General features: G+C 62.1%; 14 protein-coding genes. 2 read left to right on the top strand and 12 right to left on the bottom strand.

Annotated elements, in window-relative coordinates; translation table 11 throughout:
- Positions 1–11 precede the first annotated feature (11 nt).
- From HB633_RS07795 to ubiD, 3 genes are read right to left on the bottom strand one after another with little or no spacing between them, the layout of a single operon-like run.
- On the bottom strand, positions 12–686 hold the full coding sequence (locus tag HB633_RS07795; RefSeq protein ID WP_213777524.1) for a LysE family transporter: 675 nt from the start codon (positions 684–686) through the stop codon (positions 12–14).
- Between the two features lie 42 nt (positions 687–728).
- Positions 729–1,751 carry an asparaginase gene (locus HB633_RS07790; RefSeq protein WP_213777523.1) on the bottom strand — a complete coding sequence of 341 codons (1,023 nt, stop codon included), beginning with the start codon at positions 1,749–1,751 and terminating at the stop codon, positions 729–731.
- Positions 1,751–3,355 (bottom strand): 4-hydroxy-3-polyprenylbenzoate decarboxylase, encoded by a 1,605-nt coding sequence (gene ubiD / locus HB633_RS07785; protein ID WP_213777522.1) that lies wholly within the window; start codon positions 3,353–3,355, stop codon positions 1,751–1,753. Before ubiD ends, HB633_RS07790 begins: the two co-directional genes overlap by 1 nt.
- A gap of 621 nt (positions 3,356–3,976) precedes the next feature.
- Between ubiD and HB633_RS07780 the strand changes: the two genes are divergently transcribed.
- Positions 3,977–5,143, top strand: coding sequence for a transglycosylase SLT domain-containing protein (locus tag HB633_RS07780; RefSeq protein ID WP_213777521.1), 1,167 nt, complete (start codon positions 3,977–3,979; stop codon positions 5,141–5,143).
- Positions 5,144–5,229: 86 nt separating this feature from the next.
- Here HB633_RS07780 and HB633_RS07775 read toward each other — a convergent pair whose 3' ends face one another.
- The 9 genes from HB633_RS07775 to hemL all read right to left on the bottom strand — a co-directional run bounded on the left by HB633_RS07775 (position 5,230) and on the right by hemL (position 12,781).
- Positions 5,230–6,423 carry a pyridoxal phosphate-dependent aminotransferase gene (locus HB633_RS07775; RefSeq protein WP_213777702.1) on the bottom strand — a complete coding sequence of 398 codons (1,194 nt, stop codon included), beginning with the start codon at positions 6,421–6,423 and terminating at the stop codon, positions 5,230–5,232.
- Positions 6,424–6,443: 20 nt separating this feature from the next.
- Complete coding sequence (gene nusB / locus HB633_RS07770; protein WP_213777520.1) at positions 6,444–6,881, bottom strand: transcription antitermination factor NusB; 438 nt, start codon at positions 6,879–6,881, stop codon at positions 6,444–6,446.
- A complete protein-coding gene (gene ribH, locus HB633_RS07765) occupies positions 6,878–7,381 on the bottom strand; it encodes a 6,7-dimethyl-8-ribityllumazine synthase (protein WP_047896193.1) in 504 nt (167 codons plus the stop codon). Before ribH ends, nusB begins: the two co-directional genes overlap by 4 nt.
- Positions 7,382–7,434: 53 nt before the next feature.
- The gene (ribBA, locus tag HB633_RS07760; protein WP_213777519.1) at positions 7,435–8,607 is read right to left on the bottom strand and encodes a bifunctional 3,4-dihydroxy-2-butanone-4-phosphate synthase/GTP cyclohydrolase II; all 1,173 of its coding nucleotides are present in this window, start codon (positions 8,605–8,607) and stop codon (positions 7,435–7,437) included.
- 141 nt (positions 8,608–8,748) lie between these two features.
- The gene (locus tag HB633_RS07755; RefSeq protein ID WP_213777518.1) at positions 8,749–9,264 is read right to left on the bottom strand and encodes a hypothetical protein; all 516 of its coding nucleotides are present in this window, start codon (positions 9,262–9,264) and stop codon (positions 8,749–8,751) included.
- Positions 9,265–9,267: 3 nt separating this feature from the next.
- Entirely contained in the window at positions 9,268–9,615 is a 348-nt protein-coding gene (locus HB633_RS07750; RefSeq protein WP_213777517.1) for a hypothetical protein, read from the bottom strand.
- Positions 9,616–9,684: 69 nt separating this feature from the next.
- Positions 9,685–10,314 (bottom strand): riboflavin synthase, encoded by a 630-nt coding sequence (locus HB633_RS07745; protein ID WP_213777516.1) that lies wholly within the window; start codon positions 10,312–10,314, stop codon positions 9,685–9,687.
- 25 nt (positions 10,315–10,339) lie between these two features.
- On the bottom strand, positions 10,340–11,464 hold the full coding sequence (gene ribD, locus HB633_RS07740) for a bifunctional diaminohydroxyphosphoribosylaminopyrimidine deaminase/5-amino-6-(5-phosphoribosylamino)uracil reductase RibD (protein WP_213777515.1): 1,125 nt from the start codon (positions 11,462–11,464) through the stop codon (positions 10,340–10,342).
- A 33-nt stretch (positions 11,465–11,497) separates the two neighbouring features.
- On the bottom strand, positions 11,498–12,781 hold the full coding sequence (gene hemL, locus HB633_RS07735) for a glutamate-1-semialdehyde 2,1-aminomutase (protein WP_213777514.1): 1,284 nt from the start codon (positions 12,779–12,781) through the stop codon (positions 11,498–11,500).
- Between the two features lie 353 nt (positions 12,782–13,134).
- On the opposite strand from hemL, the gene HB633_RS07730 reads away from it, so the two are divergent.
- Entirely contained in the window at positions 13,135–14,358 is a 1,224-nt protein-coding gene (locus HB633_RS07730; RefSeq protein WP_213777513.1) for a Bcr/CflA family multidrug efflux MFS transporter, read from the top strand.

Raw genomic sequence — 14,358 nt, 5'->3', positions numbered from 1 at the left:
GCGTGGCGACGTCAGATCGCCGCGCCGCCGTTCAGGATCAGATCGCGGTACCCGTGCACGATGACGCTATACGAGAAGTAGGCGAACAGCACCGCCGATAAAACGTGGCAAGCGCGTAGCAACGCCGTCCCTGCGCGCTTGCGGCCATGGCTCGCGAGCGTGCAGATAAAGACAGTCCAGGCGAGGCCACCGAAGAGGAACCCGGCGAGAAATACCGACGCACTGATCTTGCCGGTAGCGCCAGCTTTCGCGATGAGCGCGCCGCCCACTGCGGCGAACCACAAGATGGCGCTCGGCGATGAAACCGCGAGCAACACGCCACGCAGAAAGCTGCGCAGATGCGAGGGTCGTGGCGTGGCGACATCGGCTTCGCCTGCGACCGGAGGCGCCGATGCCGGATAGAGCGCTTCGCGCGCCATCTTGAAGGTCAGAAACAGCAGCACGATCGAGCCGCCGATCCATACGACCCAGCGCACAGCATCGAACTGAAGCAGCGCCGCCATGCCCGCGAGCGCCAGCGCGGCATACACCAGGTCGCCAGCACATGTACCGAGGCCCAGCATCATGCCGGGCTTGAAACCGTGCGAAAGCGTCAGTGAAATGATCGCGACGTTTGCAATTCCAATATCCAGACACAACGACAACGACAGAAAAAATCCATCCGACAACAACGGCAACGCGTGCATCCAGGCTTGTCCCTTTTTGATTGTTATTAAGTGAGGCGGTGATTACAGGCGTTCGAGCGGCACGGAAACCGCGAGCCGCCCTGTTTCGATACCCATGGTGTTGCTCATTTGCGGATTGCGATAAGTGCTGAGCTTTTCGCGTTGTGCGTTGGTGCCAATGTCTAGCTGCCTGAGCACGTCCGTCACGATCGCGTAGAGCGCGGTCGTGTTGCCGTCCTCCACTTTCACGGCGATGCCTAGAGCCTCCCGCGAGCCCGATGCCCGCACCCCGATCGCATAACTTGCCTCGGCGCCGACCTTGCCGACGAGTTCACCATCGAAGGCACGCATCAGCGCGGTACAAAATCGTCGTTCGCCAGCGACGAGTTCGGGATACGTGGTCATCGCGCGATAGATGCGGGCGAGGGCGGCCAAACGTGGCGCGGTTTCCGGCCCCGTGCTGGCGTCCGCGATCTTGACGAAAAGCCGCGCGAGCCGATCCAACGGAAATGCCGGCGTGGGCAGGTTGCATCCGTCAGTCGCCCAATGCACGCCGTCGTCCGGAAGATCGCAAATCTCGGCCATGGTCCGCTTGACCTGGACCTGCATCGGATGATCGGGCAAGTGATAGTCCGCGATCGCTGCGCCCAGCGCCTGCGCGCCCGCCAGCATCCCCGCGTGCTTGCCCGAGCAGTTGCTGCATACGACCGTTGGCGTGAAGTCGCGCTTGATCCACTCCTTCCAGACCGCGTCCGATAGCGGCGGGTGGCCCCCGCATCGAAGATCGGCTTCGGTTGCGTGCGCCTTGGCAAGCATTGCCTGCACGCGTTCGATGTGACGCGGCTCGCTGTTGTGCGATGCGCACATCAGGGCGAGATCGGCGTCATCGAAGCCAAAACGCTCGAGCGCGCCCGTTTCCAGCACGGCCAGCGCTTGCGCGGGTTTCGCAGCGGAACGCGCGAGCGTCATGCGCGTCGGATCGCCGAACGCATATAACAAGCGGCCTTCGGCATTGACCACCGCAACGTGCGCGGCGTGCGTGTTTTCCACCGATTCCCCACGATAAACCGTCGCCGCAATGCTCATCAACGTGTTCCTCCCGAAAAGCCGATCTCGTCCCACAGCGCGTCGACGCGCCGCTTGATCGCATCGTCCATCACGATCGGTCGGCCCCATTCGCGATCCGTCTCGCCCGGCCATTTGTTCGTGGCGTCGAGCCCCATCTTCGATCCGAGCCCCGCTTTCGGCGACGCAAAATCCAGATAGTCGATCGGCGTGTTATCGACGAGCACGGTATCCCTCGACGGATCGATGCGCGTTGTAATTGCCCAGATCACTTCTTTCCAGTCGCGGATGTTGACGTCGTCATCGACCACTACGATGAACTTCGTATACATGAACTGCCGCAGAAAACTCCAGACACCGAACATCACGCGCTTGGCGTGTCCCGGATAGCTCTTCTTGATCTGCACGATCGCCATGCGATAGCTGCAGCCTTCGGGCGGCAAATAGAAATCCGTGATCTCGGTGAACTGCTTTTGCAACAGCGGCACGAACACTTCGTTGAGCGCCACGCCGAGCACTGCGGGTTCATCGGGCGGCTTGCCTGTATAGGTAGAGTGATAAAGCGCGTCACGGCGCATGGTGATCTTTTCGACCGTGAAGACGGGGAACCACTCTTGTTCGTTGTAATAACCCGTGTGGTCGCCGTAAGGACCTTCGAGCGCGTGCTCGTATTTGCCCGACGCTTGATTCGACGGCCTCGGCGGCGCGCCTTCGGGCGCTTGCGGCGCCGGACCGTCTTGCGGACAAATGAATCCTTCCAGCACGATCTCCGCGCGCGCCGGAACCTGCAGCGTATCGACGCCCGGCGTCAGGCACTTCGCCAGTTCTGTCTTCGCGCCGCGCAGCAATCCGGCGAATTGATATTCCGACAGCGAATCCGGCACGGGCGTGACCGCGCCAAGAATGGTCGCGGGATCGGCGCCGAGTACAACGGCTACCGGATACGGCTTGCCCGGATTGGCGAGCGCGAATTCCCTGAAGTCGAGCGCGCCGCCCCGATGTGCGAGCCATCTCATGATGAGCTTGTTGCGCCCGATCAGTTGCTGCCTGTATATGCCGAGGTTTTGCCGCGTCTTGTTCGGACCGCGTGTGACCGTGAGTCCCCACGTGATCAGCGGCCCGGCATCGCCTGGCCAGCATGTCTGAATAGGAAGACGCGCAAGATCGACGTCCTGGCCTTCCCACACGATCTCCTGGCACGGCGGCGAACTCACCGTCTTCGGCGCCATGTCCCACACGGCTTTGGCGAGCGAAAACAGCTTGCCGGCGTCTTTCAGTCCCTTCGGCGGCTCAGGCTCCTTGAGAGCGGACAGCAAGCGGCCGACATCGCGAAGGGACTCGAGGGCGGCCTTATCGCTGAGAAGACTGGGGTCCGAAGCGGCTTGCGCCTCCGTCTCTATGCCCATTCCGAGCGCCACGCGCCGCGGCGTGCCGAACAGGTTGGCCAGCACCGGCATGGAGTGTCCGGTGGGCGTCTGGAATAGCAACGCAGGGCCGCCGGAACGTAATACGCGATCCGACAACTCGGTCATTTCAAGCACTGGCGAGACGGGCTGCTTGATACGGCGCAACTCGCCGAGCGTTTCGAGGCGGGCGGTGAAGTCGCGCAGGTCTTTGTATTTCATCGGCTGAAGAGTCGGGGCCTGCAAGGAAAGGAGGACTGCAGCCGGGTCGCTCGGGGTGGCTCGTGAGAGGCCCCTGAGCGCGCGCGGGCGATTGTCGATTTTACCTGTCTTGGTGTCGGTACGTCAGGTCACACAACGGCACAACTCGGGCTTGACCGCTGGAAAACCGCTTGGGGAGGTGGTTTGAGCCTCCTGAACGGTGTTTATAATAACCAGAAGTAATAGCTTTTACATTTCTCAGCATTGACGGATCATTTGAGGCTGCTAGAATCCATCGACATTGACAACACCGATTGCAACTTTTTACTAGTGCCACGGGTCTTTTGAAACGACGCGTTGCGTCACCCGGCCGGATTGTTCCGGTAAGTAGTGGCATTGGTCTTCTTGCCGGCGCTCTTCTTCGCCGGTTTTTCGCGTGGTGGCCTGTGTGCGCGCCCCGGCATGTTCTTCGTGCCGCGCGCACCCGGAATCGAAGTATTCCGGTTAAGGCTGTCCCAACGGTTTGTGCCGTTTTCCCGATACCGCTCGTGGGCTGTCCCAGAGCTGGCGGTATCGATTTCTGCGTGGCGTAGCGGTTTTTAACGTTTACATCTGTAGAAATCAATGCATTTGGGAGCTCCAATGAATGCTTGGTTGTCGTGGCGTCCTGACGCTCGCTTAGCGCTGTATCTGCGCGCTGTGCTGCGTCGCGCCAAACATATGAGTCTTACCGTGTTCAGCCTGGTCGGCTGCGCGGCCGTGGTTACGGCGCTTGCGCTGTGGCTGCTTCCCGCCTGGCGCGGCTCCTTCGCCGCAAAGCTGATGCCGCTGGTTTCCGCCGCCGTCCAGGCCGGCCCGGCGCGTTTGCTCGCCGGCCAGCCATTGCCGCCGTTTGCAATTGGTCATCAGCGTGAAGAAGCGTTGCGCAACGGCGAGGCAACCTCCCTCGGCTCGGCCGCCAGCGACGACGACAGCACCCGCAAGCTGACCGGCGGACTGAGCCTGGCGGTTTCGCCGAACGGGCTCGATCCGCGCACTTTGCCGACGGTTTCGACGCTCGCCAGCGCGATCTCGTCGCAGCGTGTCGTAGCCGACGCTCGCGACGATCGTGTGCTGGTTTCGTCGCGTGAACAGAACCTCGTGGCGAACTTCATCGCGCGGCGTTATCACGTCGCTCAGGATCCGGTGAGCGAGCTGGTGCGTGCAGCGTTCGATACGGGCCGCGAAGTCGGCCTCGACCCGCTGCTGCTCCTTTCGGTGATGGCGATCGAATCCGGTTTCAATCCCTACGCTGAAAGCGGCGTGGGTGCGCAGGGCCTGATGCAGGTGATGTCGAAGGTTCACTCAGACAAATTCCAGTACTTCGGTGGTTCACACGCCGCGCTCGAGCCGCTTGCAAATATCAAGGTGGGTGCGCTGGTGTTGAAGGATTGCATCGCGCGTGGCGGTTCGGTGGCTGGCGGCCTGCGGTTCTACGTAGGTTCGACGTCGCAGGACGACGGCGGCTACGGCGCGAAAGTTCTCGCCGAACGCGCACGTCTTCGCGACGTAGCCCGCGGCCGCAATGTGCCGATCAACGCGCCGCAGGCGCCGGCACAGCCGGTTGCGCCGAAAACGGTGGTGGCATCGGCCAATGCGCCGGCCAATGGTTCCACCGAAAAGCGGGTGCATTTCACGCTTGACGGTGTTCCGCCGATCACGGCGCCTGCCAAGGCAACGTCGCCGCAAGCGAGCGATCGCAACGAAACCGACGACGCCGAGGCGCAAGCCAAGCATGAACATGGCGGATCGTGGGAGTTTGGCGCCTAACCAGCCCTTGCACGTATAAAAAAGCCGTTCCCGCATCGAGCTGGAACGGCTTTTTTAATGGCTGAACGGCCTTGCAGTGTGGGCGGCTAAACCCGGAACAAGGTCCCTAGCCGCTGCACGGCCTCTTCGAGTTTCGAATACGCGGTCGCATACGAGAGCCTGATGTAATCCCGCGGCGCATGGACGCCGAAATCGTTGCCGGGAACGAGCACTACACCCGCATCGTGCAGCATCGAACGAGTCAGCGCCGTGCTGTCGCCTGCGGCCGGGTGCGCGACATGGCGTGTATCGGCGTAGACGTAGAACGCGCCATCCGGGATCACGGGCACTTCGAACCCGAGCGTGCGCAATGCCGGCACGATGAAATCGCGCCGGCGAGCAAATTCCAGTCGGCGTGATTCATAGATGGCAAGCGTGGCCGGCTCGAAGCAAGCGAGCGCCGCGTGCTGTGCGAGCGCGGACGCGCAAATGAACAGATTCTGCGAGAGCTTTTCGACCGTCGAGACCATTTCGGGCGGCACGACGAGCCAACCGAGCCGCCATCCGGTCATGTTGAAGTACTTCGAGAAGCTGTTCACCGTGACTACATCGTCACCGAGCGATAACGCCGACACCGGCTTCGCGTCGTAGCTCAGGCCCTGGTAGATCTCATCGACGATAGTAAAACCGCCGTGCGAACGCACGACATCGACGATTTTCGCCAGTTCCGCCGGTTCGATGGACGTCCCGGTCGGATTTGACGGCGAGGCCAGCAACACGCCCCGCGTAGCGGACGTCCAGTGCGCCTCGACCTGTGCCGCGGTCAGTTGAAACCGTTCGGCCGGACCGCTTGGAATCAGGACCGGACGGCCTTCGGTCGCCGCCACGAAATGTCGATTGCACGGATAGCACGGGTCGGGCATCAGGACTTCGTCGTCGCGATCGACCAGCGCGGTGCACGCCAGCAGCAACGCGGCCGATGCCCCCGCCGTCACCACAATGCGCGCCGGATCGATATCGAGCCCGAATGCATCGCGATATTGACCGGAAATCGCCTCGCGCAACGACGCCAGTCCAAGCGCGTTCGTGTATTGCGTGACGCCGCGCCGCAGAGCGTCGGTGGCGGCCGCTATCACCGGTTCGGGCGCCGTGAAATCGGGCTCGCCGATACCCATATGGATGATGTCGCGTCCCGCGCGCTCCAGCGCCTGCGCTTCCTTCGCCAGTTCCATCACGTAGAACGGCTCGATGGCGTCGACGCGCGCGGCGTAGCGAATCGCTTTTTGCGAGACCGCGCGCAATGGTTCCTTGGCGAAGTTCATCAGCTTCGCTGGCCGCGGCCTTGTGCTTCCGTCGGGCGCAACTGGACAGCAAGCTTGTCGAGCACGCCGTTCACGTACTTGTGACCGTCTGAGCCGCCGAAGGTCTTGGTCAGCTCGATCGCTTCGTTGATCACCACGCGATACGGAATGTCCAGGTGATGCTTGAATTCGAAGGCGGCGACCATCAGCACCGCGCGTTCGACCGGCGAAAGCTGTTCGAGCGGCCGGTCGAGGCACGGCTGGAGTTCGGCGGAAATGATGTCCGCTTCCTTGATCACGCCGTGCAGCAGGGCGTCCAAATGTTCCTGGTCGGCTTTATCGTAGCCTTGCGCGCCGCGTAGCTGCGCGTCGATCTCGCCGCCGGGCGAGCCCGACAGCAACCATTGGTAAAGCCCTTGCGTCGCGAGTTCGCGCGAGCGGCGTCGAGCGCTTTTCATGCACGGTCCTCGTCGTCTTCATCTTCATCGTCGCCGCCGAGCTGTTCCAGCGCGACCGAAAGGTTGGCCATTTCAACCGCCACGCGCGCGGCGTCGCGGCCCTTTTCCGTCATGCGGGCGACGGCTTGTTCGTCGTTTTCGGTGGTCAGGACGGCGTTTGCGACCGGCGTGCCGAAGTCGAGCGCAATACGCGAGATCCCCGCGCCGCTTTCATTCGATACCAGCTCGAAGTGATACGTCTCGCCGCGAATCACGGCGCCGAGCGCGATGAGGGCATCGAACTGACCTGATTCAGCCAGCTTTTGCAGCGCCAACGGGATTTCCAGCGCGCCCGGCACGGTGACGAGCAGCACGTCTTCACCGATTACGCCAAGCCGTTCGAGTTCTTCCGTGCAGGCATCGACGAGGCCATTGCACACAGGTTCGTTGAAGCGCGATTGCACGATGCCGATGCGCAGTCCGTCGCCATCGAGGTTCGGTTGGTATTGTCCGATTTCCATTATTTATCCGTTTTCAGTATTTACGTGTGGTGTTGTGCCGGCCGAACCTTGGGTCAGACCGAGCGCAAATGGGCGATCGCGGCGGCATCGCCAGATTCCGTGGATGGCGTTGCAGGGCAGCCAGGCATGGGAATGAAGCCCGTCACTTCGAGTCCGTAACCGGACATGCTGCCGAGCTTGCGCGGATTCGACAGGACCTGCATCTTGCCCACGCCCAGTTCACGCAAGATCTGCGCGCCGATGCCGTAGGTCTTGAAGTCGATCGGCCTGCGTTTCAGTTCAGCCGCTTTGTCTTCCTGTTCGAACGCCTCGAAGACTTCGACCAGATGCTCTTTTGTATCGCCGCAATTGAGCAGCACGATCGCGCCCAGGTCGCGCGCGGCGATCTCTTTCATGGCGGCATCGAGCGTCCAGGAATGCGTGGACGAATCCACTTCCAGCAGATCGAGCACCGACAGCGGCTCATGCACGCGCACCGGTGTTTCGCGATCCGGCGTTGGCCGGCCGCGCACCAATGCAATATGCGGCGAACCGCTCGGCTGGTCGCGATACAAAACCGCGCGAAATGCGCCGTGCGCAGTCTGCATGGTGCGTTCGGCGACGCGTTCCACGATCGATTCGGTCCGCGAACGGTAATGAATCAGGTCGGCAATCGTGCCGATCCTGATGTCGTGCAGTTCTGCAAACTCGATCAGATCGGGCAGGCGCGCCATTTCGCCGTCGTCGCGGATCACTTCGCAGATCACCGACGCCGGCGTCAATCCCGCCAACGCCGTCAGGTCGCAACCCGCTTCGGTATGTCCTGCGCGAACCAGCACGCCGCCGGGTTGCGCCATGATCGGGAAAACGTGCCCCGGCTGGACGATGTGTTCGGCTTTCGCGTCGGGCGCGACGGCCGCCTTGATCGTGCGCGCACGGTCCGATGCCGAAATGCCGGTTGTCACGCCTTCGGCCGCCTCGATGCTCACCGTGAACGCCGTGCCGTATTGCGTGCCGTTTTTCTGCGTCATCAGCGGCAGATTCAATTGGCGTGCGCGGTCCGGCGTGATGGTCAGGCAGATCAGTCCACGGCCGTGCCGCGCCATGAAGTTGATCGCTTCCGGGGTCACGAAATCGGCGGCGATGACGAGATCGCCCTCGTTTTCGCGGTCTTCTTCGTCGACGAGAATCACCATCCGGCCTGCTTTCAGCTCAGCGATGATCTCTGGAGTGGAGGCGAGCGTCATTGCGATGGTCGTCCGTTCGGGAAAGGGCGTATTTTACGCCACCAGGGAGGGCAACGCGGGGGTTTTGCCGGTTTTGAGGCGTGTCGGGCGTCAGCGGAAGCGGGCGGCGCCGGGGTCGACGTTGATTCGTTGCCCGGCAAGTTAGTCAGGTGGGAAGCGAATTTGCGAAAAGTGCCTTCCCGCAAGGATCGCCTTGCGCTCGATTTGCGCCGCTGAGTCAATCAGACCGCGTTGTTCCAGAAACATGAGATAGGCGCGAGTGGAAACTTTCCTGCAGTTGTCCGGCACCAGGAAACTCGCGCGCGCAATCTTGTGATCCTCGAACAGGAAGACGCCGGTCCGCTTTTCATCGAGGCCGAGGCCGTTCATTGCTTCCTGGATGGCTAACTCGCCGAGATTTGACTTGCGGGCCGGGGCCGCCTTGTCAGACTGCATGTAATGGTGAAGGACTTTGGTCTCGATAACAGGCGTGCGGTGTTTGCGGACCCAGGCAGCAATCCGCTCGCTCATCGGCGTCTGGTTGCGCGTCACTTCGTGCAGCACCATATCGACCAGTTCGACAGACCAGCCCGGCTCGCGCAAAAGGTCGAGCGCATCCGCGTAAGCGAGCGTGATCAGCGGCCCTGCATCGGGGAGCAGGGTAGTGTTGGCCGGCATCGATTATTTGCGCAGCGCGTTCAGGTCGTCGATCATGCCGCTTACGGCGGCTTCAGGTAGCCGCGGCATAGGCAGGTGAGCTCGCGCCATGAGCAGGAACAGGTCCTCGTCGCTGTCGATACCGAGCGCCAGCATTGCCTGATTGTCGTCGATGCGCCCCAGCGAGAAGTCGAGCAGCGTGCGGAAGTTCTGGTTGTTGCCGGCTTCCGCCGCTTCGAAGGTTTCGACTAGATAGCGCAGTTCGGCGTTAAAGAGCGCGTTAATCGACGTATCGGACTTTGCCGCGAGAATCTTGGCGCGCTTGAGCAGGTCGCGATCGACCGCGCCGGTGAAGTTGACCGTTTCTGCCATCACGTACCTCTTCCATAAATAAGGGAAGAATTTAACACACAATCATGTGTTGCACATAATTGTGTGTTTTTAGTTCGCCGTTCCCGATGTGCTCAGAATCCGCTCCACATACCGCGCGATCAAATCGATTTCCAGGTTCACGTTCGAACCCGCCCTGAGATGCCGCAGCGTCGTCACCTCCACCGTATGCGGGATCAGGTTGATCGAAAACTCGCATCCATCCGGCCGGTCGCTCACGCTGTTCACCGTCAGGCTCACGCCGTTCACGGTCACGGAACCTTTGTAAGCCAGATATTTGCCAATATCTTTCGACGCCAGCACCCGCAGCTCATGCGATTCACCGACGGGTTCGAAGCGCGTCACTTCGCCAAGGCCATCCACGTGTCCCGAAACCAGGTGCCCGCCCAGCCGGTCATGCGCGCGCAAGGCCTTTTCCAGGTTGACGTCGCCGGGTTCGGACAGGCCGGCCGTCTTGTTCAGGCTTTCGCGCGAAACATCCACCGCAAACGATCCCGCCGATTTTTCGATCACGGTCATGCATGCGCCCTGAATCGAGATGCTGTCGCCGAGTTCAACGTCCGCGAGATCCAGTCCGCCCGATGCAACCGTGAGGCGCACGCCGGTATCGGCATCGGCGGGGGAGCCGAGCGGGGTGACAGCTTCGATGCGGCCGACCGCCGCGACAATTCCTGTGAACATCGTCGAAATTCCTTGGAGTGATGCGTTAGCTAAGAGGTTGCGCGTCCGCTTTCACGTCTGCAAAACGCGCGAGGATTCGCACGTCGTCGCCCATCCGGTCGATTCGATGAAACCGCAAATGCGGCCGCGCTTCGAGCGTTCCGGGCGGCGTGAAGTCGAACATGCCGGGCGCGTTGCCAAGCAGGCTCGGCGCGAGATAGACCAGCAATTCATCGATGCAGCCTTCCCGCAGCAGCGAGCCGTTGAGCTTGTGGCCGGCTTCAACGTGCAGCTCGTTGATGCCGCGATCGGCAAGTATGCCGAGCATTGCCGGAAGATCGACCTTGCCGTGCTCGTTCGTAAGCGGCGTGAACTCGATACCCCGTTCACGCAGCGCATCGGCTTTCGTGGGATCGGGTTCGGCGCCGCAAAAAATCCACGGCGGCGCGCCTTCCAGAATGCGTGCTTCAAGCGATACATCCAGACGGCTGTCGATCAACACCCGCTGCGGCTGGCGCGGCGTCTCCACCGCGCGCACGGTGAGCTGCGGGTCGTCCTCGCGCACGGTCCCAATGCCCGTCAGGATCGCGCATGCGCGCGCGCGCCACGCGTGGCCATCGGCGCGGGCGGCTTCACCGGTGATCCATTGGCTGTCGCCGTTCGGCAAACCCGTACGGCCATCGAGCGTAGCTGCGACTTTCATGCGGACCCATGGCCGGTGCCGCGTCATGCGCGACACAAAACCGATGTTCAGCTCATACGCTTCGTTGGCGAGCAGGCCGCAGCGTACATCGATACCGGCATCGCGAAGAATCGCCAACCCGCGTCCGGACACGGCCGGGTTCGGATCTTCCATAGCCGCGATGACCTTCGCGACGCGCGCCTCGATCAGCGCGTTCACGCACGGCGGCGTGCGGCCAAAATGGCTGCACGGTTCCAGTGTCACGTAAGCCGTTGCGCCGCGCGGATCGTGGCCGCGCGCGCGTGCGTCCTTCAGCGCGCGGATCTCGGCGTGATCCTGGCCGGCGGGCTGCGTGAAACCTTCGCCGATGACATCGCCGTCCTTCACCAGCACGCAGCCGACGCGCGGATTCGGCGTGGTCGTGTACATCCCGCGCGCGGCCAGCGCCAGCGCGCGCTCCATGTGCGAGAAATCGGTCTGCGAGAACATTGCGGCGGCCTCTCTTGTTTCTACTCGAATGGCTCAGGCGGCGAGCCGGGCAAAGGCGCCCCGGGCGGCATCGAGCGTGGCGTTGATCACCGCGTCATCATGGACGATCGAGACAAAACCCGCCTCGTACGCCGATGGCGCAAAGTACACGCCCGAATCGAGCATTTCATGGAAGAAAGCATTGAAGCGGTTCGTGTCGCCTTTCGTGACCTCGGCGAAGCTCGCCGGAATGCTCTCGGCGAAGTAAAGACCGAACATGCCGCCAATGGCGTCAGCCGAGAACGGCACGCTGGCTTCTTTCGCGACCGCGGCGAGGCCGTCGGCAAGACGGCGCGTCTGTTTTGTCAGCGTCTCGTAGAAACCCTGCGCCTGGATCAGTTGCAAGGTCTTCAAACCGGCCGCGACCGCGATCGGGTTGCCGGACAAGGTGCCCGCCTGGTACACGCCGCCGAGCGGCGCGAGATGCGCCATGATGTCCCGCCGGCCGCCGAACGCCGCTGCGGGCATGCCGCCGCCGATCACCTTGCCGAGGCACGTGAGGTCCGGCTTGATGCCGTAGACCTCTTGCGCGCCGCCGAGGGCAACGCGAAAGCCGCACATGACTTCATCGAAAATCAGCACCGAGCCGTATTCGTCGCAACGCGCTCGCAAGGCTTGAAGAAACTCCGGCGAGCCTTTCACAAGGTTCATGTTGCCGGCCACCGGCTCCACGATCACCGATGCAATCTCCCCGCCGAACGCGGCAAACGCCTCGTTGAGCTGCTCGACATTGTTGTATTCGAGCACCGTGGTGTGTTTGGCGATGTCCGCCGGAACGCCAGCCGACGTGGGGTTGCCGAACGTCAGCAGCCCCGATCCGGCTTTCACGAGCAGGCTGTCCGCGTGGCCGTGATAACAGCCTTCGAACTTGATGATCCGGTCGCGCTTCGTGAAGCCGCGCGCAAGGCGCAGCGCGCTCATGGTCGCCTCGGTGCCGCTCGAGACCATGCGAACCTGTTCTATCGATGGAACCAGCTTGCAGATTTCTTCAGCGATCTCGATTTCGGATTCGGTAGGCGCGCCGAACGAGAATCCGTTTGCCAGGACGCGCTGCACGGCTTCGAGTACTTCCGGGTGCACGTGACCGAGGATCATCGGCCCCCACGAACCGATGTAGTCGATGTACTGCTTGCCATCGGCGTCCCAGAAGTACGCACCGTGTGCGCGTTCGATGAACCGTGGCGTGCCGCCGACCGAGCGGAACGCGCGCACGGGCGAATTCACGCCGCCCGGAATGGTTTTCTGGGCGCGTTCGAAGAGAGCTTCATTTCTGGACATGACTGGACCTGCGCTGGATGACGGGTTCGGCTTGAGAGGGCTGCGGCCGCGGGCTTTTGATCGGAATCATCATGCTTCGATCAGGCGCCGGAGGATGGCCCGGCGCGTCGGCGCGGCTGCAGGAAATCAAGCTGAAATTGTACCGGAGTCGCCTGGATCAAGCCGCAAGGGCTGCGTGCGCGTGGCCGCGGGCGGGGCCTGCCAAACCCGGGCGCGTACAATACTTACATTGTTAAGGCTGCGTTCAAGTCTGTTTTTGTCCGACGCGCGCCATGCCCCGGGCTTCTGCACGGGTCTTGCGACTCGCGGGTGCAAAGCCTCGCGCCGTTCCTCCAAGTTCCTTTTCGTCTCTCATGCCCGAAATAATCAAGCGCCGTTCCGACCGCCGGCTGATCCTTCTTCTCGGCGCGCTGGCGGCGTGCGGTCCGCTTTCCATCGATATGTATTTGCCGAGCCTGCCGTCTCTCGCCGATGCATTCGGCACGACAGCGGCCGCCGCGCAGATTACGCTGACCAGTTTCATGCTCGGGTTTTCGCTCGGCATGCTCGTGTACGGACCGCTGTCGGACGCTTATGGGCGCAGGCCCGTGCTGCTCGGCGGCATCATTTTGTATGCGCTTGCGAGCGTGGGATGCGCGCTGTCGTTTTCCATCGATTCGCTGGTTGTGATGCGCTTTTTGCAGGCGCTCGGCGCAGGGTCTGCTTCTGTGCTCGCACGAGCGATTGCACGCGATGCCCACGCGCCGTCGGATGCGGCGCGGGTGTTGTCGATGTTGGCAATCGTGACGTCCATCGGGCCGTTGCTCGCGCCGCTTATCGGCGGGCAATTGTTGCTGCTCGGCGGATGGCGCGCGGTATTCGTCACCTTGTCGTTGTTCGGGCTGCTGTGTGCCGTGACCACGTATTTGCGCGTACCCGAAACGTGGCCGCGCGAGAAACGCGCTTCTTCAGCGGTCGGGCGCTCGTTCGCCGCCTACGGCCATTTGCTCAGCGATCCCGTCACGTGGGGTCATATGCTTTGCGGCGGCATGGCGTTCGCGTCGATGTTCGCGTACATCACCGCGACGCCGTTTGTTTATATCGACTATTTTCATGTGAAGCCGCAGCACTACGGGTTCTTCTTCGGGATGAACATCATCGGGATCATCGGCTGGAACGTGGTCAATACCCGGCTGGTCGGCGTGCTCGGGTCGTTGAAGCTGATATCGATTGCATCGTTTGTCAGCGTCGTCGCCGCGCTTTCTACCGCGTTCGTTTGTATCACCGGATTCGGCGGGTTGTGGTCGATCGTCGGGTGTCTGTTCTTCGTCGTGGGCGTGGTGGGGCTGCTTTCGGCGAATTGCACCACCGATCTCATGCATCGGTATCCGCATAACGCGGGTGCCGCAGCGGCTGTTTTTGGCGCCGTGCAACTGGCGTTGGGCGCGCTCGCCAGCCTCGCTATCGGAATGCTCCACGATGGCACGCCAAAGGGGATGGGCATTGTTATCGCCGTAACGGGCGTGTTGACGTTTGCCGGACGGACGTTGGTGTTGCGGTGGCATGGCACGCCGGTGAAGGCGCGCCACGCGGCGTGA

It is taken from the genome of Caballeronia sp. dw_276 (assembly GCF_018449635.1).
In the GTDB taxonomy this organism is placed as follows: domain Bacteria; phylum Pseudomonadota; class Gammaproteobacteria; order Burkholderiales; family Burkholderiaceae; genus Caballeronia.
This window is presented reverse-complemented; position numbering and strand designations above follow the sequence as displayed.